The following is a 23,286-nucleotide window of genomic DNA, read 5'->3' on the forward strand; positions in this document are numbered from 1 at the left end:
AGAACGCACCTATTGCGCGGCGGGAAGTCGAAGGGACAGGCAAGCGCCCTCTTTGCCATCGGGCCTCGCTTCCGCCGTCAGTGATCCATCATGCGCTTCGGCAATGGCGCGGCCAATTGCGAGGCCGAGGCCGGAGTGGTTGCCAAAGTCTTCTTCATCCGGCCGGATGGAGTGGAACCTTTGAAACACTTTTTCGCGGGCGTCTTGGGCAATGCCTGGCCCAGTGTCGCACACTCTTATGGTGACGCATTCACCATCGTTTTCGAGCTGCACTTCGATAGGAGCGCCGCGAGGTGAGAATGAAACTGCATTGTCGAGCAAGTTTTCGACAACGCGTTCCAATCGGGCTCCGACGCCCATCACCAAGGCAGCGTATCCGCGGGCATCAAGTTCGATTGGGCGGCCATCGTTTTCTGCGCGATTTTCGCGGCTGCCGATAATAGCGCGAACCAGATCCGCCATATCGATGCTTTCAAAAGTGGCGCGCGACAGTTCGGCATCAATCCTGCTCGCGTCTGAAATCTCGCTCACCAATCGGTCGATCCGGCGGACATCGTGGGTCGCGATCTGGAGCAATTCCTTGCTGAGCTTTGGGTCTTCCACGCGCGGCAACGATTCAATCGCACTGCGAAGGCTGGCGAGAGGGTTCTTGATTTCGTGCGCGACGTCAGCCGCGAAACTATCGACCGCGTCGATGCGGTGGCGAAGCGCGCTTGTCATATCGGAAAAGGCCCGGGCAAGCTGTCCAATTTCATCGCTGCGTTCGGGCAGTCTTGGAACTTCCACCTCGCGTTCGCGGCCTTGCTTCACGCGGTCCGCTGCTTTTGCAAGAGCGCGCAACGGGGTCACAATGGTGCGAGCGAGAAACAGCGACAACAAAGCCGACGCGAACAGTACGAGCATCACTGCAAAGCCCAGAGCAGAGCGAGCTGCGCGCACACTTTCGGTAATGTCGACCGGATTGCGCACAGTGAGCAACGTCGCGCCGTTCAATCCCACTGGGGCAGCGGCGGTAATAACGGGGCTTCCGTCGGGCCAATCGTAAAGCGTAATTTGGCTTAGACCCTCTTCCCTGGCCCGAGCAAGCTCGGGCCACGCGTCGGCTTCCATCGCTTCGGGCTCAACATAATCGGGCACGGGCTCTGCGCTGACGATTGCGTCCACAGTGCGATCGAGCCACCGGGCAAAACGTTGCTCCCAGTCATCATCGGTTATATCGTTGAATTCGAAAGCGGGCTCATCAAGCTCGAAGCTGTCAGCCCACAGGCGCCCTTCAGCATCGAACATGCGTAGGCGCATCCGCTGTTCTTTACCGATCTGAACCAGAAGCGCTTGCTGACGCTCAAGGGTTGCCCCGGCAAGGGCCTCCGCCGTAATCTGCGCCTCAATACGGGCAAGCTTGAAGCGTTCGTTGATGAGCTGTGTGCGATACACGTCGAGATAGAACAGCCCGCCGCCCAGCAAGGCAAGCGGCAGGATATTCACGACAAGAATACGCGCAGTGAGCGCAAAGCGCCCTTTCCGTGTCAGCTTTTCCCTTGCGCGGACGACGGGCGGTTTGTTCGCGTCGCCGTCATTGTCTTGCCCCTTAGCCATCGGTGAAACTGTAGCCAGCTCCGTACAGTGTATCGATGGCTCCAAATTCTGGGTCGACTACTCGAAATTTGCGCCGCATCCGCTTGATATGGCTGTCAACGGTCCGATCATCGACAAATACGTCGTCTGGATAAGCCGCATCCATCAATTGATTGCGGCTTTTGATGACGCCCGGACGCGCAGCCAAGGCTTCGAGAATGAGAAATTCCGTGACTGTCAGGCTGACCGGCAGATTGTTCCAAGTGACGTGGTGCCGGGCCGGGTCCATGTAGAGCCTGCCGCGTGCGATGATGGAGTGCGCAGGCTCTGTGTCCTGCGTTTCATTGCCAAAGGTGCGGCCGGGATCTGCGCGCCGCAGGATTGCGCGGATACGAGCAGTCAAAAGGCGCAGGCTAAACGGCTTTGCAATGTAATCATCCGCGCCCAGCTCTAGCCCCGCCTCTTCATCGCTTTCATCGTCTTTGCTGGTGAGGAAGATGACGGGCAATGCGGTGTGCTCGCGCACGCGTCTTAGCAATTCCATCCCGTCCATCTTTGGCATCTTGATATCGAAGACGGCAAGATCAGGCGGATTCTCGATAAGAGCGTTGAGCGCTGCTTCGCCGTCTGAATAAAGGCGCGTTACAAAGCCTTCGGCCTGAAGTGCGATGGAGACAGTCGTAAGGATGTTGCGATCATCATCGACCAGCGCAATTTCGACGGTCTCATCGCGCGCGGTGCTCGCTTCGGCGTTTTTCGCAACGTCCCGGTCAGATGGAGGAGTGCCATCGGGTGATGATGCCGAATGTGTATCGCGCTGATCGGACATTGACGGCGTCTCTACAGACATTTGAACGCTCCTGAAAAGCCCGAAGGCCGCGGGTATTTGCATGGATTAGCGCTAAGCGGCGGCTTAAACAATTCCAGCGTTACAGCGCAGCTTCGCAACCCCGCCTGAATGGTCTTGAATTGGGGAATTTTTGGCCACCAATTGTGGCCTTCAATCCTACTCTATTGGGTAAGCCTAGCCCATTTGAGCGGTTTACGCTGGGGGTTGAGGCCAGTATGAAAAGCCGACGGACGGGATCTGATCCAATACGAATCGGCAAAGTTGCTTTCCCCCGGACTAAGTGTCTGAGCAATTATCCAATCCGCGGCAATCGGGTTCGACACAGGAGATCACTTTGACACCGCTCGCCCATTCGCTGGCTTCACAGGGCATCACTGCCACAGCCGATATCCACCCAAATCTCGGCACGGCCGCTTTGATCGAAGCATCGCTCGCCAATGATGAAGGCGCCCTTTCAAAGGATGGCGCTCTCGTTGTGCAGACAGGTGCTCACACCGGCCGCAGCGCGAATGATAAGTTTATCGTCCGCGATGCTGAAACCGAGGACACAGTGTGGTGGGGCAAAGTCAACAAGAGCATGACGCCCGAGCATTTTGCCGCGCTCAAAGAAGACTTCATGGCAGCCGTTGCCAAGAAGGATACGCTCTATGTGGCTGACCTTTTCGGCGGATCGCAGCCAGAGCATCGCGTCAATGTGCGCGTGATCAATGAGCTTGCCTGGCATAACCTATTCATCCGCACCTTGTTGGTACGTCCAACTGTCGATGAGCTTGCGGATTTCGCACCTGAATACACCATCATCGATCTTCCCAGTTTCCGCGCTGACCCAGAGCGCCACGGCACGCGTGGTGAGACCGTGATCGCGGTAAACCTGTCGGAAAAGCTAATCCTGATCGGCGGCACCAAGTATGCAGGGGAAATGAAGAAGAGCGTCTTTGGCATCCTCAACTACCTCCTGCCCACTAAGGGCGTGATGCCGATGCACTGCTCGGCAAATATCGGCGCTGACAACAAGACAGCAGTGTTCTTTGGCCTTTCTGGCACGGGCAAGACGACGCTTTCCGCTGACGCAAGCCGTACGCTGATTGGCGATGATGAGCATGGGTGGTCCGACACTGCGGTCTTTAATTTCGAAGGCGGTTGCTATGCAAAGATGATCCGCCTGTCAGAAGAGGCAGAACCGGAAATCTATGCGACCACTCGCCGGTTTGGTACCGTGCTTGAAAACGTCGTTATGGATCCGGTGACGCGCGAACTTGATTTCGACGATAATTCTCTCGCTGAAAACACGCGTGGTGCTTATCCGATCCACTTCATTCCGAACACGTCCGAGAAGAACCTTGGCCCGGTTCCTGCCAATGTCGTGATGCTGACAGCTGATGCATTCGGGGTTCTGCCTCCGATTGCGCGTCTGACGCCAGAGCAGGCGATGTATCACTTCCTATCGGGCTATACCGCGAAAGTGGCCGGCACCGAGATTGGTGTCACTGAGCCCGAGGCAACATTCTCGACCTGTTTTGGTGCGCCGTTCATGCCGCGTCACCCAAGCGTTTACGGCAATCTTCTAAAAGAGCGCATTGCCAAAGGTTCAGTTCAATGCTGGCTGCTCAACACAGGTTGGACCGGCGGCAAATACGGCGTCGGAAATCGCATGCCGATCAAGGCGACGCGCGCGCTGTTGAATGCGGCGCTTGATGGTGATCTCGACAATGTCGAATACCGCGCTGATCCGAATTTCGGATTTGATGTGCCTGTGCATGTGCCTGTTCTCGCTGAAGCGGGCATTGACCAGACCATTCTCGACCCGCGCAGCACATGGGCAGACAAAGACGGCTATGATGCGACCGCGTCAAAACTCGTCCAGCTCTTCATTGACAACTTTGCTGAGTTTGAAGCGCATGTTGACGAGGGCGTCCGGCAGGCAGCACCCGCCGCAGCCTAAAAACGCCTCGAGGTTTAATCTTGTAAAGGCCCCGCTCGCACGCCGAGTGGGGCCTTTTCTTTTGCCGGATTGCAGCGCACACTCTGAGATAAGAATCGCGTACCAGTCTGAAATGGAAAGGGATCACTATGAGCATTCTCGACGGCATTATGAAGCAGGTGGCAGGTTCGCCGGATACGGTTGCAAGCCTTGCCGAAAAGGTCGGGATTGATCCTGCTATGGCTGAAAAAGCCGTTGCTGCGCTCGGTGCATCGCACGCAGAGGACGGGGACACGGTGGAACTGGCTGCGGAAAAGACTGGCCTTGATCAAAGCCAGCTTGGCGGCATCATGGAGCAACTCGGCGGTGAGAATGCGCTGAGCGACATCGCTAGCAGATTGCAGGCCGATGGTGAGGGCGGTCTTGCTGGCGTCATGGGAATTCTTGATCGCGATGGCGACGGCAATCCCTTGAACGATATCACCAGCATGGCATCGAGCCTGTTCGGCAAGAAATAGGCCCCAGTGCCGGCCTGCTCGGCGGGCACGCGCCAAGCTTCAAACACATCAGGGGAGGGCTGATATGAGCCTTGCACAAATGCTGCAACAAACGGGTGCGATTTCATCGATGGCGCGCGAGCTTGGGATTGATGAAAGCACCGCAAAGACTGCGGCTGGCGCGTTATTGCCCGCTATCGTTGCGGGCATGGGGCGCAGCGCCACTGGCGGAACTTCAACGCCGGAACCGCTTGGCGGGCTTGGCAGTCTCGCGGGGGCAATTCTCGGCGGCTCTGGCTCGGGTGGCGGGGCGTCATCAGGCGGCATTGGCGGAATGCTGGGTGGTGCGATGCTTGATGCCGTGCTCGGAAGCAGCCCTACGCCAACGCAACCCGGCAACGATATCCTCGGCAATATCTTTGGCAGCAAGGATGTGAGCCGTTCGGTGGCTGGGGAAGTCGCTGCGCTCACCGGTCTTGACGAAGGAATGCTCAAAAAGATGCTTCCCATCCTCGCCATGGCTGTGGGAGGCTATCTGGCAAAGTCGGCGAGCAGCGGTGGAGCGGCGCCAAGTGGAAGCAGCGGCGGCAATAATCCGCTGGGCGGCATCCTCGGATCAATTGTTGGCGGGATGATGCGCTAAACGCCCTAGTGCTGGTGCGCGGCCTCCAGGTTAGCGACTTCTTCGGCTGAACCCTCTTCGCTTTCCCCGGCAGGCTCGAGAGATTCGGCTCCTTGCCCACTGTCATCATCGGCTGGGGAGACATCTGAGGGCGCGTCCTGCACTCCTGCCAAAGTCGCATTCACAGGCGTTCCATCGGGCTTGTCTTCGAGTGATTTGATAAGCGCGGCCGTTTTCTCCGCGAAATCGCCGCCATGGGGATCATAGGCGATGGGTTGAAGCGACTGGCGAGCAAGCTCGATTTTGCCCTCCTGCAACTGCATCATCGCAACATTCAGCCACAGTGACTTGTCGAAAGGTGCCAATTGCGCCGCCCGCTCAAGCGCGTGTTTGGCGTTTTCAGGCGGTTCCTCGCCGCGCTCCACATAGCTGCGATAATAGTAAATGAGCGGCATGGGGTGATCGTTTTCGATCTGGTTGAGCGCGGTAAACGGCTCCATTGCCGCCTCATAGGCTGCATCTCGTGCATCACCGTCAGTGTTGTCGGCTTTGCGGAAAAGCGCATAGCCTTTCTGCACATAAGGGTTTGCCCGATTGGGATCGAGCGCGATCGCCTTGTTTGCAGCAGCAATGGCTTTATCGTCATTGCCTGCATCGAATTCTGCCTCGGCAAGTGCGGCATAGACACCCGGATCGTCGGGGTATTTTGCCGCCACTTCGCGGACCTCTGGCAGCAGTTCTTTTGCTTGCTCCAAGGTTACACCGCGCTGCGAACGGATGCGCAATGGCATCATCTTCGCTTCGCCTTCGGGCAGGCGGCGGATGGTGATCTTGCCAATCGGCAAGTCCTGCGGCGGCAGCGTCAACATGCTGAAACGACGTCCCCGCATATATGTGTCGAGTTCCTTTTGAAGCGCGTCGAGATCACCGAAGACTTCCTCACCCGCCGCAATCGAGGATGACCCGGAAAAAACAGCGCGCGCATAATCGACCAGTTGACCGCGGCGATCAGGATTGAAGGTCAGGTAGTGATAGAGCAGCCAGGAACGGCCGTAAAAAGCATCGTATCGCCTGCCGCGGTTCTCCTCGTAGAGCTCGTGATCCAGAAGTTCGCGAACGGATACATCCTGCGCATATGCCAATTCAGCAGCCCGGTGCCGTGCAACGCGGCCAATCAGCACGCCGCCATCTTTCTCGAAAGAAGCGGCGGCGAAAAATTCCGCCGCTCCCTCGCTCAACCAGCGCGGCATTTCGTATCGCGAAGAAGAAATGAGGAAGTGGTGCACATATTCGTGCATCAAGACGATCGTTGAGAAATCCGGATAGCCATTCTTGTTACGGATGGTCTGGACGAATGCCCGGCTTGCACCAGCACGCGGCACATAGAAACCGGCAAGGTTGCGGCTGCCTTTGCCTGCGACCTTTCGCAATTGCCTTTCGCTGCCAACGACGAAGATAACGACGCGGTTGGAAGGGCTGGGCTTTTCTACACGCCGCCCGGTGAGCGCTTCCATGGCACTGTGAAAACGCTCAAGATTTTCAGCAAAACGCGCAATGTCCTTTTCCTTGTCATCGGCATAGACAACGAAATGATCGCTTGATGCTTCGTACCAGGCGGCTTGTGCAGGTTGATGTACAAGAAAAAGCAGCCCGAAAGCCGCAATTAGCGTAAATAATTTCCCGAAAAGCCCCATCTGATCCCCGTCGAACAGCGCGAATGACCGCGCATTGCTGCCAATCAATTACCCAGCAACGATAAGGGTTTGCGAATTTTTGGCCAGTCTTTTGTAAGGCTGTGACCGAAACTGAGAAGTGTTTTAATCGAGGCTGTCCAAATAGTTCCAGATTCTGCTCACCACGACAGAGCCTTCACCCACGGCGCTCGCCACTCTTTTGACAGAGCCTGCGCGCACATCTCCCACCGCAAATATGCCATCCGTGCCGGTTTCAAAAGGCGTATCGCGACCTGCTTCGACCCCGGTGATGACGAAGCCTTTTTCATCTGTCTCCACTAAGCCGGAAAGCCAATCGGTGTTTGGCGCGGCGCCGATCATGATGAACAATGCCGTCGTATCCAACCGCCTCTCGCCATCCTTGGTTTTGAGGGTGACCGCGTCCAGCCAGTCTTCGCCATGCAATGCGCTCACTTCGGTGTGGTAGTGAATGGTGATGCGCGGGTCAGCTTCGAGGCGGCTTGATAGATAGCTCGACATGGATGCAGCAAGGCTATCGGACCGCACGAGCAAGTGAACATGGCTGGCGGTGCGCGACAGGTACATCGCTGCCTGCCCCGCTGAATTGCCGCCGCCGATCACCACGGCTTGTGTATTCTTGCAAAAGCGCGCTTCCATTTCGGTCGCAGAATAGAAAACGCCTGACCCTTCGAGTTCGCGAAGATTATCGAGCGGCAGTCGACGATATTGCACGCCCGTGCTTACGAGAATGGCGCGGGCGCAGATTTCGTCGCGACCATTTTCGCCTTCATCCAAAGTCGCACAATAGCTGCCGTCTTCGCGTCGCATAAGTTTTTCAACGCGGCGCGGCATAGCAAACCGAGTGCCGAATTTGAGTGCTTGGATTTGCCCGCGATAGGTGAGGTCCGTGCCGCTGATACCCGTGGGAAAGCCCATGTAGTTTTCGATCCGGCTTGATGTGCCTGCCTGGCCGCCGATGGCCATATCCTCGACCACCAAAGCGTTCAGCCCTTCAGACCCCGCATAAACAGCCGCCGCAACGCCAGCAGGTCCGCCGCCAACAATCAGCAGATCAACATCGGAGCTGTCACACAGGTTGAGATCAAGCCCGAGATAGCGCGCGACCTTGCGGGGGGTAGGGTCATCGAGAGTTTCTTCAACGCCGAGGATTACCGAGGGTTTGTGGCGCGTGATTTCGCACACTTCGAGCGTTTCTGCATCACTTGCGCCCATATCGTAGCTTTGAAACGGGATGCGATTGCGTGAAAGGAACCGCTCGCATGCCTGCACGGCTGCATCGCGGTCGGCCCCGATGATCTTCACCGCGCTGTTGCGCAGCTCGAACTGTTTGCGCCTTCGAGCTGCGAAAACCGTAATGATGTGATCAGAAAGCTCCGGAATGCGGGCCATCAGATCGAGCATTGTTTCGCGAGGAACCTCAAGCGCGCGCGTTTTCTGGGCAGCGCGCATTTTCAAAAAATTGGTGGCACGGTTGAGAAACCCGATCTCGCCCATGAACTGGGTCGGCCCCAGAGACGCTTCCATCAATCGTTCGTCCGTGTACGGATTTACGACCTCCAACTCGCCTTCGATTACATAGATAAATCGATCCATCGGATCGCCGATATCGGCGACGATGTGCCCGACCTCGAAGGTAACCTCGCTGCCTGCTTCCCTTATCGCTTCGACATGGGCATCGGCCAATGGCACGCGGCGCATGGTTTCCAGTTCTTCACCAAAGGTTTCCATGCAAAGCTCCTATTGATCGGGTGTTTTAAGTGCGCGCATTCGTGATGTATCGGCTGACGGTTTTGTCGACGACGTCGAGAGGAGAATTGCCGCCCAGGATGACAGCCGTGTTAAACGCCTTGAAATCGTAGGCATCGCCCAATTCCGTCTGCGCGCGGCCACGTTGCCGCACGATTTCCGAATGGCCGATTTTGTACCCGCAAGCTTGGCCTGGCCAACTGCAATATCGATCAACTTCAGAGGCGACTTCCTGTTCCTTTGAGCCGTTGCGTTCGACAAAGAAATTGCGCGCTTGCTGACGGGTCCAGCGTTTTGAATGGAGACCGGTATCGACGACCAATCGGCATGCGCGAAATGCGAGTGCCTGGAGATAACCAAGGCGCCCGACCTTGAATTCGTCATACGCGCCCAACTCGTCGGCCAGTTGTTCTGCATAAAGGGCCCAACCTTCGCTGAAGGCGTTAAAGGCGAGAATTGAGCGGATCAGTGGCAGGCGATTGGAATAGGCCGCTTCCCACACATGGCCCGGTATCGCTTCGTGGAAGGTGAGATCGGGCAGATCGTATTTGCGATGAAGATCGGGGGTGCGCAGATTGATCCAGAAACGACCAGGGATCGATCCATCCTTGCTCCCCCCGCCGCCATAGGCACCTGGTGCGCCCAGTTCCTCGGAAATTGGAATACGGCGAACTTCAAACGGCGGATCGACGAGCTGCGTGAATGCACGCGGCATTTGCGCTTTGATGTAAGAGACCTGCTCATCGATAAAGCTGAGAATCTCCTCGCGGCCTTTGTCGCCATCGGAGAATTGATAGCGCGGGTCTTCGGATAAAGCCTGCATCCGCTCACCCACGGTGCCTTTCGTGTATCCGATCTCCTGCAAGATCGGCTCCATCCGAGCGTGCAATTCGGCAAGCTCTTCAAGACCCTGTTCATGAATCTCGTCCGCGCTCAATTTGGTGGTCGTCGATGCTCTGGTTGCCCAATCATACCACTCATCGCCATCGGGCTGTGCCCACATGCCTGCATCCGATTTTGCAAGCGCGCGCTGCGTCTTGAGTTCTTCAAGCTGGCGTTCGAGCGCAGGCGCGATGTCGTTTGTGACGATGCCGTATGCGTATTCGCCCTTCTCGCCCAATGCCTCTTCGCCGAAATTTTCCGTGATCTGGCTGGTGAACGCGCCGGTGTAGATGCCGCCTGTCGCAGCATCGGCGATAGAAGATTCCATCTGCGTGATGGCTTTATCGAGCAGGAAATCAGGCGGAATGACGCCAAGGCCGCGTGCTGATTGCATTCGCTCGGTTTCACCGTCGAGCACGCTGGGTATCTGGGAGAGACGATTTAGGTAGTAGTAGATGTCTTCTTCTGATTTCACCGGCTGGGTGGAGGACATGAAGCGCGGCAGGTCGATGTATGCGCCGACATTCTGGATCACGACATAGGGCGCGTTGCGCCAACTGCCGACCGCGACGTCTCCATAAGGAAGGTCCATGCCTTCGAGTGCATTGGTGAATGCGCTTTCGACGACTTGAAAACTGGTGGCCTGATCGGGGGTGAGCCCTTCTTTGGGATACTGGCGCGCATCTTCGCGAAGCTGTTTCAAAGTGGCTTTGTATGCTTCGCGTCCCGTTGCGCCGGGCGTTCCGAAAGTGCCGCGCCATTCAGCATATTTGCCCGTATCCACTCCGAGCCCAGTTGCGCGAGCAGGCTCATGAGAAAGCATGCGATAGCCGATCTCTTCCAGCATCGCATCGGGACCGGCGAGCGCCATCGGTGCGCTATTGCTAGGGGTGGTGGCGGCCGTCGCGCATGCGCCAAGCGTTCCTGAACCGAGTGCCAATGCAGAAACGCCGCCAAGCCCCTTAAGGGTTTGACGGCGTGTGATGTTTGTATCTCTTTCTTGCATGGCGCAGGCTGTATCGCGCGCCATGGAAGAGTTCAACCGAAGTGGATGTATCAGTCCTTTAGTTCGGGTGGCACGATACCGCCAGCATCTGCCAATGCCTTCATGACCGAGCGGTGGAGGGCGATGTTGTCTTCCGCCGTGCCGGAATAATCGGTGTTGCCCATTTCATGCGCCAGCTCCTTGCGGTTTTCATAGCTTGGGTCGAGCCGCAACAGCTTCATCAGATCGACAATGGATGTGCGCCAGTTGAGCTTTTCAGCGCCGGGAATCGAACTAACACGCGCAACGACATCGACTTCGCTGATAGCCGCGCGCTCAGGCTTGGCCGCCGGAGCAGCCGGGGCAGGCGCAGCCTCCTGCTTTTCCTCGTCATCACCCCAGATCGCATTTTTGATCGAACTGAAAATACCCATTAGATCCTCCTTTTTTCAGGCCTTGATACGAGGTATCGGATTGGGTGCGCATGTTCCAGTGCGTTGACGTAATTTGACAATATCCGCCTGGGAAGGGTGCCGAACCTCTGATGACCGATATCGTGCTTTCAATTGTGATGCTGGCGGCGCTTGCGCTGATTGCCGGCGCGATTTTCCTTTGGCGGCGCACCGGAGAGGCGAAGCAACCGGCTCTGATGGTTTTGCTCGCAATTATCGCGATTGCCAATGTGTTGATCTGGACATTGCCGACTGGCAGCGGTGAAAGCCCGCTCGATCAGGCGCAATCGCTGGAGGAGTGATTGGCGAAAAGGTGAGCCACCCACGCACTGGCAGGTGGCTCGGTACTCGTCTTATTTGGGCAAGTTCCAATTGATCGAATTGGAATAGGTCCCGGCGACGGCATTACCGTTGCTATCCTTGGCAGGATTGAACTGAGCCCGTTCGGAGAGTAATTTGCACGTCGCCTGATCAAGCGCATTGTGTCCCGTCGAGCGCGTGATCGAGCAATTGCGCACTTTGCCAGTTGCGGTAATTTCCAGCGTGAAACTGGCCTTTCCTGAATAGCCGCGCCTGACCCAGCTTGAGCGGTAATCGTTATCGGTTACCCAATTGCCCGGATTGCCGATTGGGCTTGCTTTCACGGGATCAAACATGGGCGATGGAGGAGGGGCTGGACGATCAATGCCCAAGTCGACAGGGCCAATCACATCAGCACCGAAATCCGGCAATTCCGCAATCGGCCCGGAATTCCCAAGATCAACCAGAGGCAGCGGTGCGGTGATGTTCGAATTATCAACCTGGCTGGTGTTCTGGCTTTGCGAGGGGTTTGGTTTCGGGTCTGTCTTTGGGGGCGGGGGAAGCGGATCGATCGGTTTTGGAGTGACGATCACGCCCGTTGGATTGGGTTTTGGCTCCGTCATCACGACCGTAACCGCAAGACCTGCGATCAGGACGGCACCAAAAGCAGCCGGAACACCTAGCGCGCCCAACATGGCGACTGGGCTGGGGCGACTGGCTTGTTTTGCGTAATTCATGGGCGGCTCTCCTTATTCTTACGCGAGCAAGGTGGGCCGGGCTGTAGATGTGAGGGGGAGCCAGGCCGCCCGCTCGAATCGAAGCGTACACAGCCAAGTACTTGTTTCCTAATAGTTTCGAGTTGCTGTTTGCGACCCGTCGCGGGATGAAACTGGTGTGCGAAATGAAACGGGTTGTGTGTTTCCGCAGCGACTCCGCAAGTTCATACTCGGTGCTATTTCAAACCCGGGCTTCGACCGGGTTTGAGCACCTGCGGGCGGGCGGCCGCCCTTTGGCTCGCCTGCAGCTCGCGCTTGTCCCATGGTTGAAATAAGCTCGCAGAGCACGGGCCGAAGGCCCGCCAGCCCGACCGGGCGCCCGCAGCGACGCGACCTTCAGGTCGCAAGAGCGAGGACTTTGTACCCCGGATGGGGTGCGGAAAACAAAAAACAATCAAGTGATCACAAAATCACTTGATTGGACAATCCGGCGAGAGGCGGAAATCGAGGTAATTGTCGACGCTCGTCATCATTTCTTCGATTTCGTTTTCGAAGAAGTGATTGGCGCGAGGGATCTCATCGTGGTGGATTGTGATGTGCTTTTGTGTCCGAAGCTTATCGACAAGCTTTTGCACAGCGCTTGGCTGCACCACCGTATCAGCGGCGCCCTGCACAAAAATTCCGCTTGCAGGGCACGGCGCCAGGAAGCTGAAATCGTACATGTTTGCCGGTGGAGCGATTGAGATGAAGCCGCGCACTTCCGGGCGCCGCATCAGCAATTGCATGCCGATCAGTGCGCCGAACGAATAGCCGGCGACCCAGGTCGTCTGCGCTTCAGGGTGGATTGACTGCACCCAATCGAGTGCGCTTGCGGCGTCGGACAATTCGCCAATGCCATTGTCAAAGCTTCCCTGGCTGCGGCCCACACCGCGAAAGTTGAAACGCAAAACGGCAAAGCCGCGATCGACATAGGTCTTGTAAAGGCGCTGGACGATCCGATCGTTCATGGTGCCACCGCCTTCGGGGTGGGGATGAAGGATCATCGCGACAGGTGCGCGCGGGCGCGGTGGAGGAGAGAAACGGCCTTCAAGACGGCCCTCTGGACCGGGAAAGATGACTGATGGCATGGATAGACCCTGTTTTTTTAAGGTGCGCAAAGTGTCGGCTGACACCAGCGTTTGCGCGCCCTATATAGAGATCAGTTGCAATCTGCAATTTTTTAAGAATCGTTCTCAATAGGCGCCAGTTCCAAGCCCCAAATGGCCAAAAATCGCATTTACCTAGATCACGCCGCCACTTCGCCGCTGCGCCCCGAAGCGCGCGCCGCGATGGAGGAAGGCTTTGCGATATGGGCGAACCCATCCAGCCCGCACGCAGAAGGGCGCAGGGCAAAGCAGGCGCTCGAAGACGCGCGCGACCGGATCAAAAAGGCGCTCGGATGGGATGGTGAACTGATCTTCACCAGCGGCGCGAGCGAGGCGCTCTGGATCGCGCTAAACCGAGCGAAAGTATACCGCCGTGTCGTGAGCGCGGTGGAGCATGACGCCGTGTTCAGAGCCGCGCCGGATGCGGAGATCGTCAATGACGACACTGCGTTTGGCGCGGGTTCATTGCTGGGAGTGCAGCACGTCAACTCGGAAACCGGGACGATAAATCCGGTCGATCAGATGGTTGAAACGGTGCGTGATATGGGCCCGCTCACGCTTTCTGACTGCGCGCAAAGCGCCGGAAAGATGCCGCTGCCAAATGCAGATATGCTGGTTGTTTCGGCCCACAAATTTGGCGGACCGATCGGTGTAGGCGCGCTGTTGGTGCGTGACTTTAGTTTGCTAGAACCCATTGGAGGGCATGAGCGTGGCTATCGGCAGGGCACTGAAAATGCTCCCGCTGCTCTGGCCATGGCGGCGGCATTGGAGGCCGGCGATTGGGAAACGACCAGTGACGAGCGACTTCAGTTTGCGAACGAATTTGGCGACCAGGTTTTGAGATTTGGCGAGCAATGTGACTATGTTTTCGCTCTGGCCCACCCCACCATGTCCGCACAAGCGCTGCTGATCCGTCTTGACGCGATGGGCTTCGCCGTTTCGGCAGGGAGCGCATGCTCCTCCGGAACTCTCAAGAAGAGCCGTGTGCTTGATGCGTTTGGCGTGCCCGATGATGTCGCTGCGCGCACCATTAGGGTCAGCATTGGATGGTCGACCACTCCGGACGAGCTGGAGCAATTTGCAGAGGCTTGGCGCTCGCTTGCATAGGAAAAACAGCCCTTCGACAAGCTCAGGGCGAGCGGGTATTGGCCAAAAGCAATGATCTACCTCGATTACCAAGCCACAACTCCCCTCGCGCCCGAAGCGCGCGATGCCATGCTGCGGTGGCTCGATGGGCCTGAGGGGACAGGTTTTGGTAATCCGCATTCTTCGCACAAGCTTGGGCGCCAAGCTGCTGCCGCAATCGAAGCAGCGCGCGACAAAGTCGCATCGCTCTTTCCGCCGGGCGGCAAAGTCATTTTCACTGGAAGTGCGACCGAAGCGCTCAATCTCGCAATCAGGGGAAGCGGGAATAAAGGCTCTGTATCCTATTCGGCGATAGAACATTCGGCCGTTGGCGACACGGCTGATGCGGCGGGGAAATCGCACGTCCTGAATGTCTCTAAGGAAGGACAATGCAACACCGCACAGGATATGCCGAATGATGTGCGGATGGTTGCGGTGATGCAGGTCAATAATGAGATCGGCACGATCCAACCGACAATCGACTGGCATCGAAAGGCGAAGGAAGCGGGCGCGCTGTTCCTGGTCGATGCGGTACAGGCCTATGGCAAGATTACCGTTACGCAGGCCGACATGATCGCGATTTCAGCGCACAAGTTTCACGGGCCAAAGGGCGTCGGCGCCTTGTGGGTGCGCGATGGTGTGGAGCTCAACGAAGTGCAAACCGGAGGAGGGCAGGAGCATAACCTTCGTTCGGGCACTCTGTCGCCTGCCCTTATTGCGGGAATGGGCGCAGCGGCGGCGCTTGCCAAAGAGCGCATGGAGGAAGACGCGGCGCATACGCTCGCTCTCTGGAACCGAGCGCGCGAGATGTTCGACGGTTGGGTGTTGAACGGCAGTGAGGATGCGCGTTGGCAGGGCAATCTCAACATCCGAAAAGACGGCCTAGATGTTGCGAGGCTGATGTCGGAATGCAGAGATATCATGTTTTCTGCAGGCTCAGCCTGTGCCAGCGGTTCTGGCCGGCCGAGCCATGTACTGAAAGCGATAGGTCTGTCGGACAAGCAGGCCAAATCATCGATCCGTCTGGGCTTTGGGCGCTATACCACGATTGATGAGATTGAGACGGCCGCCAATGCAATCAACAAAGCTGCAAAGGAGCAGGAGCAATGGGGGTGAAAGTCAACTTCGTTGATCCGCGCGGCAACTTGCATGAAGCGGAAGCTGAGCGCGGCGATAATTTGCTACGCGTGGGGCAGGCCGCAGGGCTTCCCTTAGAAGGAACCTGCGAAGGGCAAATGGCATGCTCAACCTGTCATGTGATCGTTGCGGCAGAATGGTTTGATCGACTGCCCGAGTCCTCGGAGGAAGAAGAGGACATGCTCGATTTCGCCTCGGGCGCGCGCCGCACCAGCCGTCTTTCCTGCCAGATCGAGCTGACGCCCGAACTCGATGGATTGACAGTAAGCGTTCCTAGCGAAGCGCGCGACGCCAGAGGCATGGGCTAGGTCAGGTCGTCTCTTCTGCCGCCGCGTCGGCAATCACTTCGCGGGCCAACGCCTCGCTCTCGTCTGAATCCCGCCGTGTCCACTTTGCTAGGCGCACGGCTATCCAGATCAGCAAGCCAATCGGGATGAGCGCCGTCGCCGCCATCATGAGAAACGCGATAGTGTAGCCAAGAATTCCGCCGAGCGAATTCCACGCATCGCGGATCGGATCGGTGAAGCTGCCCGAGCTGCGATTGCCCGAATTGTAGCTGATTTCCATCTGGCTGAAAGCCACGCGCCCGCGCATTTCGGTAAGCCAGCTTTGTGCTTGATCGATCTCTTGGTTTACCTGCGCAACGCCGCGCTCAGCCTCGACCAGTTCGGCGACTGTTCCTTGACGTGTGCGCAAAATCTCCATCAGCCGATCACGCAGCAGGGTGCGAGCGCGAAGCTTTGCCTCGGTGTCGACGATTTGCTTGGAAAGGTCCTCGCCCTGGATTGAGGATGAAGTAAGTTCGCCGTCACTTTCGCCTGAACTTGCTTCCAGCGCCTTGGAGAAATCACGCGCTTCGCGCGCCGCAACTGCAAGGCGGAGATTGCCGTAGGCATAATCGCCGTCACTTTCGGACTGGTCCATCGAAATGATCCGGCACACACGCGGCCCCTTGGCCTCACACATATCGGCGTGGCGTTCCTGCAATGGTTTTATGGCTTCTTTGGGAAGGCGAAACCCGAGCGAATAGCGATAGGCGATCTGAGGCGCTCCAACGCTGGGATTGTCTGCATCGAGTGGCTCTGGAGAGGCGGCAGCGCCCGCATCAGCTACCATATCTTCAGAGGGGGCGACTGCCATGTCCAGGGAAGCATCTGCAGCGACGCCTTCGGCCATTTCCGCTTCGCTACAAGCGGCAAGCGCCATGGCTGCACATCCGGCAACAATCCAAGCTTTACGCATGTTCCAAACTCCTCTGCCCAAATTGGAAGCGAAAAAGGGGCATTCCATCAAGCTACGCCTCATTTCCGCCTTAATGTTGCCATAATTACGCCACAATTGAGACGAGCACAAGCCATATTCTCTTGATCCACCCCACAAGAGCAATTGATCCGGGGGAAATTCCCCTCCATTTGCCCTTCCATGACTGCAAGCGTTCAGACTTCCGAATTGCCGACCACAGGCATCCGCGCAAAGGTGCGCGCTTTGGTTGAATCGAAGCCTTTCGAGCGCTTCATCATCGCCGTCATTGTGATCAACGCAATCGGCCTCGGCCTTGAGACATCGCCTACGATCATGGCCGAAGTCGGCGCCTTGGTGATGCAGCTAGATCGCCTGGCGCTTGCCATATTTGTCGTGGAACTTGGGCTAAAACTGCTGGCCTATGGCTGGCGGTTCTTCAAGTCAGGCTGGAACGTCTTTGATCTTGCGATCGTGAGTGCGGCCCTCATGCCTGCGGGCGATCAATTTTCGGTTCTGCGGGCCTTGCGCATCCTTCGCGCATTGCGCCTCGTTTCGGTCGTGCCAAGCATGCGCAAGGTCATCGTGGGGCTGTTCAGTGCTATCCCCAGCATTGGCACGGTGATCGTTATGCTGGTTCTGCTCTTCTACATCAGCGCGGTGATGGCAACGAAGCTGTTTGGCGAGGCATTCCCCCAATGGTTCGGCAATATCGGCGCATCGCTTTATTCGCTGTTCCAGATCATGACCTTGGAAAGCTGGTCCATGGGCATCGTGCGCCCCGTAATGGAGGTGTACCCCTATGCGTGGGCTTTCTTCGTGCCGTTTATTCTGCTCACCAGCTTTATCGTGCTCAATCTGTTTATCGGTGTGATTGTCAATGCCATGGCCGAGGCTACTGACGAGGAAGCGCATTCCGAGCGCGAAGAGATCATCTCCGAGTTGAAAGCTCTGAGAGCCGACATGGCGGCATTGCGTAAAGAACGCGATATCTGACACAAAAAGCCCCGCTACGCCCACAAGGCACAACGGGACTTCGCATCGATCCCGGCCAGCGTAGGGAGGTATGGCCGGTCACGAGTATTTCTTTTGCTTATGCCGCCTTTGCGAGCGTCTGCAGACCGATCGCATCGGCCAGTGCGGCGGTGAATGCCGGAATATCGTCTGGATTGCGGCTTGTGATGATATTGCCATCGACGGCCACTTCGCGATCGATTACTTCGGCACCTGCATTGCGCAGGTCTGTGCGGACTGATGGCCAACTAGTTACCACTTTGAGTTTGACGATGTCTGCTTCGACAAGCAGCCACGGCGCATGGCAGATCGCTGCAATCGGCTTCCCAGCATCGTTAAAATCGCGGATCAGCTGGATCACATTTTCGTCCATACGAAGGACGTCGGGATTGATCTGTCCGCCTGGAAGCAGCAGTGCGTCATAATCATTGGCACTGACTTCTTCGACCGTAATGTCGACATCGACGCTTTCGCCCCAGTCTTTTTCATCCCAGCCCTTGATTGAACCTTCTTCAAGACTTGCGACAACGGTTTCTGCGCCAGCATCTTCCAGCTTGGCCTTCGGTTCCATTAGCTCTGACTGTTCAAAACCATCGGTTGCGAAGATCAAAATGCGTTTCATGATTGCTCCTTAAGCTCGTGTTTGGTGTTACCTCACGTACAGGGAAGGAAGGGTGATCGTTCCAAATCGGAAGCTATCGGGCGCTCTGGTGGACAAAGCGCCGAGCGACGAGCAAGGAAGCGAGGAGACGCGTTTCAGCGACGAGCTTCCCAATTGTACATCACTCTCAGCCAGATATCTGTCCAAACGCCATCGCGCCGTCAGCTTTTCGACAATCTCACTCTTTCGGTTGGTAGTGAGCGAGTTGGGATTGTCGGACGCAATGGCTCCGGCAAATCGACGCTGCTGCGAGTGATAGCGGGACTTGTAAAACCCAATTCGGGCAGCGTTACCGCCACCGGATCAATCGGTTTGCTGAAGCAGGATATCCCGGCAGATTGGACCGCCGCGCACGCTTTGGGCATCGCTGAAGAACACGCCGTCCTTAGCCGGGTCATCGCGGGGCATGGCACCGGCGATGATTTGGAAAATGCAGACTGGGATCTTAGCGCGCGAATTGATGCAGCATTGGCAACATGCGGATTGACGGATGTCTCTCTGGAACGAAAAATCGAGAGCTTTTCGGGTGGCGAGCGCACACGCATCGGGATTGCGCGATTGATGATTGAAGCCCACGATTTCGTTTTGCTTGATGAACCAACCAACAATTTGGACCGCGCAGGCCGGGATGCAGTTATCGATCTGGTTCTGAACTGGCACGGCGGGGTTATCGTGGCGAGCCATGATCGAGCGCTTCTTGAAAGCGTGGATCGGATCGTGGCGCTCGCACCTCAAAGTGTCCGCAATTTCGGTGGCGGCTGGTCGGAATTCGAAGCGGCCCGAGCCGAGGAACGCGAACGGCTAGCGGGTGAAGCAGATCGTGCAAACGCTGCCGCAAAGTCGGCAAGACGGGAGGCACAATCGCGCCTTGAGAATCAGGCCAAGCGTGACAAGGCAGGACGAGCGACCGCGGCGAAGGGATCCGATCCCAAGATCCTGCTCAACAAAAGAGCGGAAACGGCCGAAAAAACCACAGCCCGCGGCAAGGCATTGGGTGATCGCGCGATTGTCGAAGCGGACGCGAAACGCAAAGAGGCGCAAAGCAAGGTCGAGATTGTGACCCCCTTGTCGATCGAGCTTCCCGCTTCGGACATCCCATCGGGTGCGCAATTGGTGCAGCTTGATCAAGTGGAAGCTGCTGTCGGCAACCGCCGTCTTGGCCCGTGGACGATGCGCATTGATGGGCCAGAGCGCGTCGAATTGCGAGGCGCAAATGGCTCTGGCAAAACTACCTTGCTGCGTATTATCGCAGGTTTTGGCTCTCCGGCTGCGGGCAAAGTCGAAAGAGCGGAGGGCCGCATAGCAATGCTCGATCAGCATATCGGCTTGCTTGATCCGAGTAAAAGCGTGCTCGAAAATCTGCGCGATCACCATCCTGATCTGGACAATGAGGCAGCCCATGCTGCCTGTGCGCGGTTTGCCTTTCGCAATATCGAGGCAGATCGGATCGTGGGCTCGCTTTCCGGTGGGGAGCGTTTGAGAGCTGGATTGGCTGTCGCGTTCTCTGCGCTAAACCCGCCATGGATGCTGATCCTCGATGAGCCGACAAACCATCTTGATATCGAGTCATTAGAGGTGCTCGAATCTGCCTTGCGAGATCATGACGGTGCACTTTTGGTGGTGAGCCATGACGTCTCGTTCATTGAACGGGTCGGATTTGATCGCATCATCGAGCTTTAAATCCGCCAAACTCGCACGTGCGGCCATTCCTTGACGCCTAGTGTCGTCAAAGCTGCTTTTCGTGCCGTCCGATCCCAGACTTAACGTCGAATTAGGCCGTTCCACTTAGATCAAGACCAATCAGAGCCTGATTTTTTGAAAAGGGGCGAGGTCGATGATCTTTTCTTCAGTAGCTCGCAAAGCATTGGCGTTTGCTGCGGCGATTGGGTTTGCGACATCCGCAGCCAGTGCGTCTGCCGAAACAGACGGCATTGTGCGACTGCAGCCCGGCGAGTTCCGGATTTATACCTTTCGCGCAAATGAGCCGCTGATGGTGGGGTTCAGCGTTGAAGAAGAATCAGAAGTAGCCCTGAAATGTCAGGGGTGGCGCGCGGATCCCGAGAATCTGAAATTCCCCAATTGCGCCGGCGTGTTCGAAAGCGATGGCCGACGCGTTATCGAAAATGGCATCTATGCAATCGGCACGTACGGCGCTGGCGTTGGATTTACGCCCAAGAACGGACAGATTGTGGTCGCCTTGAAAAACATCTCAAAGATCCCGCTGGATTTGTCGATCAAGGCAAGGCCCTTGGATTGAATGAAGGGGCGAATGGTTTTTCAGATGACGACATCCCTCATCTAGGCGAAGTCTGTGGAAACCCCTCTCCCGCGTGCGCGCGGTGCTTGCTAAGCGAATTGAATGGCAGACACGACGCTTTCCGACGATTCCCCCAAGGACGAATTTGACCTTATCACCGATGCGCCCTTTGATGCGGCGTTGGAGGAGCGGTATCTTGTTTACGCGCTCTCGACGATCACCGCCCGCTCGCTCCCGGATTTGCGCGATGGGTTGAAGCCTGTTCACCGGCGGCTGCTTTGGACGATGCGGCAATTGGGCCTGACGCCCACGAGTACGTTCAAGAAATCCGCCCGCGTTGTGGGTGAGGTGATCGGTAAATACCACCCACATGGCGACACTGCCGCCTATGATGCGATGGTGCGCCTCGCACAGGATTTTTCGCTGCGCTATCCGCTTGTTGAAGGCCAAGGCAACTTCGGCAATGTCGATGGTGATAACGCGGCTGCCTATCGCTACACCGAATGCCGCCTTACCAAGACGGCGATGCAGCTTATGGAAGGGCTGGATCAGGGCACGGTTGATTTCATCCCGACCTATAATGGCGAAGAGCAGGAACCGGAGATCATGCCGGGCCTGTTCCCCAATCTGCTCGCCAATGGGGCTAGCGGGATTGCGGTGGGGATGGCGACCAACATCCCGTCGCACAATGTTGCCGAAGTCTTGGATGCAGCCGAGCTGGTGCTGTTCAATCGCGATGTGACACACGAAGAGCTGATGGGCGTCTTCAAGGGGCCGGATTTTGCGACAGCCGGGCAGATTGTTGATAGCCCCGAGGTAATCTCGGAAGCCTATGCCACTGGGCGCGGGTCGTTCCGTTTGCGTGGGCGTTTTCACGCCCCTGAGGCGGACAAGGCCGAAGATGTTGCAGCGGGCATTGAGCGGCTGGGCGGGGGGCAATGGCAGCTCGTCATTTCTGAAATCCCCTATCAGGTCGCCAAGGGCAAGCTGATCGAGCAGATCGCGCAGGCAATTGCGGACAAGAAGCTCCCTATCCTCGAAGATGTGCGCGACGAATCCGATGAGAGCATCCGCATCGTGCTGGTGCCGCGCAGCCGCAATGTTGACCCGGAACTGCTCAAAGAGAGCATCTTCAAGCTCACCGATATGGAAACGCGGTTTGGGCTCAATCTCAACGTGCTCGATGCCAGCCGCACGCCGATGGTTATGGGGCTGAAGGAACTGCTCCAGAACTGGATCGCCGCGCAGATCGACATTCTCCAACGCCGCACACGACATCGCCTCGATCAGATCGCGAAGCGGCTGGAACTGGTCGAGGGCTATATCATCGCCTTCCTTAATCTCGACCGCGTGATCGAGATCATTCGGTACGAGGATGAACCCAAGAAGGTGATGATCGCCGAATTTGATCTCACTGACCGGCAGGCCGAAGCGATCCTCGACACGCGTTTGCGTTCGCTTCGCAAGCTTGAAGAGATGAAGCTGCGCGATGAGAAGACCGCGCTTCTGGAAGAGCAGGAAGCCTTACAAAAACTGCTCGACAGTCCGCAACGCCAGCGCACGCGCCTCAAAAAAGACATGGCGGCTTTACGCAAGGAATATGGCGAGGAAACCGAGCTTGGCCGTCGGCGCACCTTGATCGAAGAGGCCGCCCCTGCGGTCGAATTCTCAATGGATGCGATGATCGAGAAAGAGCCGATCACCGTGATCCTTTCGCAAAAAGGATGGATCAGGGCGGCGAGGGGCCACGTCGATCTGGCACAGGAATTCAAATACAAAGAGGGCGATGCGCTGTTCGACATCGTTCATGCGCAGACGACCGACAAGCTGCTGATCGCGGCGGCAAATGGGCGGTTTTACACGCTGGGTTGCGACAAACTGCCTGGTGCGCGCGGCTTTGGCGAGCCGGTGCGCACGATGATTGATCTTGAAGCCGACACGAGCATTGCGAAGATGCTCGTGCACAAGGATGGCGGACGTCTCCTATTGGCTGCTTCAAATGGCAAGGGCTTCGTTGCGGAAACTGCCGAGCTGGTTGCCGAAACGAAAAAGGGCAAGCAGGTGGTGAACCTTAAGGGCACCGCGAAACTGCAAGTCATCCGTGAGGTGGAGAAGGACCACGATCACGTCGCCGCTGTTGGAGACAATCGCAAGCTAATCGTATTCAATCTTGAAGAAATGCCTGTGATGGCGCGCGGGCAGGGCGTGATGCTGCAACGCTATCGAGATGGCGGGCTGTCGGATGCGACGACTTTCAAGTTGGAAGAGGGCTTGAGCTGGCAGATGGGCGGATCGGGCGAACGCACCCGTACAGAGACCGAAATCTGGCAGTGGAAAGTTGCACGCGGAGCCGCCGGGCGCTTGCCACCACAAGGCTTTCCAAAAAACAACCGCTTCTAAGAAAACGTTGGCCTAAGCATGGCAAAACAAAACCGCGGAAAAGCACT

The 23,286-nt window shown here is 56.9% G+C and carries 21 protein-coding genes; 11 read left to right on the forward strand and 10 right to left on the reverse strand.

Translation table 11 applies throughout. From position 1 onward, the window contains the following. Positions 1 to 9: 9 nt before the first annotated feature. Both AUC45_RS14620 and AUC45_RS14625 read right to left on the reverse strand, forming a co-directional pair. Positions 10 to 1,596: a HAMP domain-containing sensor histidine kinase gene (locus AUC45_RS14620; RefSeq protein WP_067604237.1), complete on the reverse strand. Its 1,587-nt coding sequence runs from the start codon at positions 1,594 to 1,596 to the stop codon at positions 10 to 12. After that, positions 1,589 to 2,425 (reverse strand): response regulator transcription factor, encoded by an 837-nt coding sequence (locus AUC45_RS14625; RefSeq protein ID WP_233998886.1) that lies wholly within the window; start codon positions 2,423 to 2,425, stop codon positions 1,589 to 1,591. Before AUC45_RS14625 ends, AUC45_RS14620 begins: the two co-directional genes overlap by 8 nt. 334 nt (positions 2,426 to 2,759) lie before the next feature. Here AUC45_RS14625 and AUC45_RS14630 point away from each other — a divergent pair, with 334 nt between their 5' ends. From AUC45_RS14630 to AUC45_RS14640, 3 genes are all read left to right on the forward strand, one after another. Next, the gene (locus AUC45_RS14630; protein ID WP_067604577.1) at positions 2,760 to 4,367 is read left to right on the forward strand and encodes a phosphoenolpyruvate carboxykinase; all 1,608 of its coding nucleotides are present in this window, start codon (positions 2,760 to 2,762) and stop codon (positions 4,365 to 4,367) included. A 128-nt stretch (positions 4,368 to 4,495) separates the two neighbouring features. Next, positions 4,496 to 4,864 (forward strand): hypothetical protein, encoded by a 369-nt coding sequence (locus tag AUC45_RS14635; protein ID WP_067604239.1) that lies wholly within the window; start codon positions 4,496 to 4,498, stop codon positions 4,862 to 4,864. Between the two features lie 64 nt (positions 4,865 to 4,928). After that, positions 4,929 to 5,486, forward strand: a complete 558-nt coding sequence (locus AUC45_RS14640) for a DUF937 domain-containing protein (protein ID WP_067604241.1) — start codon at positions 4,929 to 4,931, stop codon at positions 5,484 to 5,486. 5 nt (positions 5,487 to 5,491) lie between these two features. On the opposite strand, the gene AUC45_RS14645 is transcribed toward AUC45_RS14640, so the two are convergent. The 4 genes from AUC45_RS14645 to AUC45_RS14660 all read right to left on the reverse strand — a co-directional run bounded on the left by AUC45_RS14645 (position 5,492) and on the right by AUC45_RS14660 (position 11,227). Continuing rightward, on the reverse strand, positions 5,492 to 7,159 hold the full coding sequence (locus AUC45_RS14645; RefSeq protein WP_082701224.1) for a DUF1570 domain-containing protein: 1,668 nt from the start codon (positions 7,157 to 7,159) through the stop codon (positions 5,492 to 5,494). A 123-nt stretch (positions 7,160 to 7,282) separates the two neighbouring features. Further along, a complete protein-coding gene (locus AUC45_RS14650; RefSeq protein ID WP_067604245.1) occupies positions 7,283 to 8,908 on the reverse strand; it encodes a cyclic nucleotide-binding domain-containing thioredoxin-disulfide reductase in 1,626 nt (541 codons plus the stop codon). A gap of 25 nt (positions 8,909 to 8,933) precedes the next feature. Then, positions 8,934 to 10,838, reverse strand: coding sequence for a DUF885 family protein (locus AUC45_RS14655; protein ID WP_233998888.1), 1,905 nt, complete (start codon positions 10,836 to 10,838; stop codon positions 8,934 to 8,936). 26 nt (positions 10,839 to 10,864) lie between these two features. After that, complete coding sequence (locus AUC45_RS14660; RefSeq protein WP_067604246.1) at positions 10,865 to 11,227, reverse strand: DUF3597 domain-containing protein; 363 nt, start codon at positions 11,225 to 11,227, stop codon at positions 10,865 to 10,867. A 110-nt stretch (positions 11,228 to 11,337) separates the two neighbouring features. Here AUC45_RS14660 and AUC45_RS14665 point away from each other — a divergent pair, with 110 nt between their 5' ends. Next, positions 11,338 to 11,547: a hypothetical protein gene (locus AUC45_RS14665; protein WP_067604247.1), complete on the forward strand. Its 210-nt coding sequence runs from the start codon at positions 11,338 to 11,340 to the stop codon at positions 11,545 to 11,547. Positions 11,548 to 11,598: 51 nt separating this feature from the next. Here AUC45_RS14665 and AUC45_RS14670 read toward each other — a convergent pair whose 3' ends face one another. Both AUC45_RS14670 and AUC45_RS14675 read right to left on the reverse strand, forming a co-directional pair. Continuing rightward, positions 11,599 to 12,282, reverse strand: coding sequence for an energy transducer TonB (locus tag AUC45_RS14670; protein ID WP_067604249.1), 684 nt, complete (start codon positions 12,280 to 12,282; stop codon positions 11,599 to 11,601). Positions 12,283 to 12,731: 449 nt separating this feature from the next. After that, positions 12,732 to 13,388, reverse strand: a complete 657-nt coding sequence (locus AUC45_RS14675) for an alpha/beta hydrolase (RefSeq protein ID WP_067604251.1) — start codon at positions 13,386 to 13,388, stop codon at positions 12,732 to 12,734. A 132-nt stretch (positions 13,389 to 13,520) separates the two neighbouring features. Here AUC45_RS14675 and AUC45_RS14680 point away from each other — a divergent pair, with 132 nt between their 5' ends. From AUC45_RS14680 to AUC45_RS14690, 3 genes are read left to right on the forward strand one after another with little or no spacing between them, the layout of a single operon-like run. Beyond that, positions 13,521 to 14,513, forward strand: coding sequence for a cysteine desulfurase family protein (locus AUC45_RS14680; protein ID WP_067604253.1), 993 nt, complete (start codon positions 13,521 to 13,523; stop codon positions 14,511 to 14,513). A gap of 51 nt (positions 14,514 to 14,564) precedes the next feature. Then, positions 14,565 to 15,647 (forward strand): cysteine desulfurase family protein, encoded by a 1,083-nt coding sequence (locus AUC45_RS14685; protein ID WP_067604255.1) that lies wholly within the window; start codon positions 14,565 to 14,567, stop codon positions 15,645 to 15,647. Then, positions 15,638 to 15,976 carry a 2Fe-2S iron-sulfur cluster-binding protein gene (locus AUC45_RS14690; protein WP_067604257.1) on the forward strand — a complete coding sequence of 113 codons (339 nt, stop codon included), beginning with the start codon at positions 15,638 to 15,640 and terminating at the stop codon, positions 15,974 to 15,976. The genes AUC45_RS14685 and AUC45_RS14690 overlap by 10 nt, the downstream gene beginning before the upstream one ends. A gap of 1 nt (position 15,977) precedes the next feature. Here the strand turns inward: AUC45_RS14690 and AUC45_RS14695 are convergent, their stop codons facing one another. Next, entirely contained in the window at positions 15,978 to 16,910 is a 933-nt protein-coding gene (locus AUC45_RS14695; RefSeq protein ID WP_067604259.1) for a DUF4349 domain-containing protein, read from the reverse strand. A 180-nt stretch (positions 16,911 to 17,090) separates the two neighbouring features. Between AUC45_RS14695 and AUC45_RS14700 the strand changes: the two genes are divergently transcribed. Beyond that, the gene (locus tag AUC45_RS14700; protein ID WP_067604263.1) at positions 17,091 to 17,903 is read left to right on the forward strand and encodes an ion transporter; all 813 of its coding nucleotides are present in this window, start codon (positions 17,091 to 17,093) and stop codon (positions 17,901 to 17,903) included. A gap of 97 nt (positions 17,904 to 18,000) precedes the next feature. Here AUC45_RS14700 and AUC45_RS14705 read toward each other — a convergent pair whose 3' ends face one another. Beyond that, complete coding sequence (locus AUC45_RS14705; RefSeq protein ID WP_067604265.1) at positions 18,001 to 18,543, reverse strand: type 1 glutamine amidotransferase domain-containing protein; 543 nt, start codon at positions 18,541 to 18,543, stop codon at positions 18,001 to 18,003. A 153-nt stretch (positions 18,544 to 18,696) separates the two neighbouring features. Between AUC45_RS14705 and AUC45_RS14710 the strand changes: the two genes are divergently transcribed. The 3 genes from AUC45_RS14710 (at position 18,697) to parC (ending at position 23,239) form a co-directional block, all read left to right on the forward strand. Beyond that, positions 18,697 to 20,262: an ABC-F family ATP-binding cassette domain-containing protein gene (locus AUC45_RS14710; protein ID WP_067604267.1), complete on the forward strand. Its 1,566-nt coding sequence runs from the start codon at positions 18,697 to 18,699 to the stop codon at positions 20,260 to 20,262. A gap of 154 nt (positions 20,263 to 20,416) precedes the next feature. After that, positions 20,417 to 20,839 (forward strand): hypothetical protein, encoded by a 423-nt coding sequence (locus tag AUC45_RS14715; protein WP_067604269.1) that lies wholly within the window; start codon positions 20,417 to 20,419, stop codon positions 20,837 to 20,839. A gap of 102 nt (positions 20,840 to 20,941) precedes the next feature. After that, complete coding sequence (gene parC / locus AUC45_RS14720; protein ID WP_067604270.1) at positions 20,942 to 23,239, forward strand: DNA topoisomerase IV subunit A; 2,298 nt, start codon at positions 20,942 to 20,944, stop codon at positions 23,237 to 23,239. Positions 23,240 to 23,286: the final 47 nt, after the last annotated feature.

This window comes from Erythrobacter sp. YT30, from assembly GCF_001542875.1.
GTDB lineage: Bacteria > Pseudomonadota > Alphaproteobacteria > Sphingomonadales > Sphingomonadaceae > Erythrobacter.

Coding starts and splice junctions, on each gene's coding strand:
- AUC45_RS14620 (WP_067604237.1), bottom strand. CDS start 1,596: ATGGCTAAGGGGCAAGACAATGACGGCGACGCGAACAAACCGCCCGTC.
- AUC45_RS14665 (WP_067604247.1), top strand. CDS start 11,338: ATGACCGATATCGTGCTTTCAATTGTGATGCTGGCGGCGCTTGCGCTG.
- parC (WP_067604270.1), top strand. CDS start 20,942: ATGGCAGACACGACGCTTTCCGACGATTCCCCCAAGGACGAATTTGAC.
- AUC45_RS14715 (WP_067604269.1), top strand. CDS start 20,417: ATGATCTTTTCTTCAGTAGCTCGCAAAGCATTGGCGTTTGCTGCGGCG.
- AUC45_RS14655 (WP_233998888.1), bottom strand. CDS start 10,838: ATGGCGCGCGATACAGCCTGCGCCATGCAAGAAAGAGATACAAACATC.
- AUC45_RS14650 (WP_067604245.1), bottom strand. CDS start 8,908: ATGGAAACCTTTGGTGAAGAACTGGAAACCATGCGCCGCGTGCCATTG.
- AUC45_RS14670 (WP_067604249.1), bottom strand. CDS start 12,282: ATGAATTACGCAAAACAAGCCAGTCGCCCCAGCCCAGTCGCCATGTTG.
- AUC45_RS14680 (WP_067604253.1), top strand. CDS start 13,521: ATGGCCAAAAATCGCATTTACCTAGATCACGCCGCCACTTCGCCGCTG.
- AUC45_RS14660 (WP_067604246.1), bottom strand. CDS start 11,227: ATGGGTATTTTCAGTTCGATCAAAAATGCGATCTGGGGTGATGACGAG.
- AUC45_RS14645 (WP_082701224.1), bottom strand. CDS start 7,159: ATGGGGCTTTTCGGGAAATTATTTACGCTAATTGCGGCTTTCGGGCTG.
- AUC45_RS14690 (WP_067604257.1), top strand. CDS start 15,638: ATGGGGGTGAAAGTCAACTTCGTTGATCCGCGCGGCAACTTGCATGAA.
- AUC45_RS14700 (WP_067604263.1), top strand. CDS start 17,091: ATGACTGCAAGCGTTCAGACTTCCGAATTGCCGACCACAGGCATCCGC.
- AUC45_RS14635 (WP_067604239.1), top strand. CDS start 4,496: ATGAGCATTCTCGACGGCATTATGAAGCAGGTGGCAGGTTCGCCGGAT.
- AUC45_RS14625 (WP_233998886.1), bottom strand. CDS start 2,425: ATGTCTGTAGAGACGCCGTCAATGTCCGATCAGCGCGATACACATTCG.
- AUC45_RS14685 (WP_067604255.1), top strand. CDS start 14,565: ATGATCTACCTCGATTACCAAGCCACAACTCCCCTCGCGCCCGAAGCG.
- AUC45_RS14675 (WP_067604251.1), bottom strand. CDS start 13,388: ATGCCATCAGTCATCTTTCCCGGTCCAGAGGGCCGTCTTGAAGGCCGT.
- AUC45_RS14640 (WP_067604241.1), top strand. CDS start 4,929: ATGAGCCTTGCACAAATGCTGCAACAAACGGGTGCGATTTCATCGATG.
- AUC45_RS14705 (WP_067604265.1), bottom strand. CDS start 18,543: ATGAAACGCATTTTGATCTTCGCAACCGATGGTTTTGAACAGTCAGAG.
- AUC45_RS14695 (WP_067604259.1), bottom strand. CDS start 16,910: ATGCGTAAAGCTTGGATTGTTGCCGGATGTGCAGCCATGGCGCTTGCC.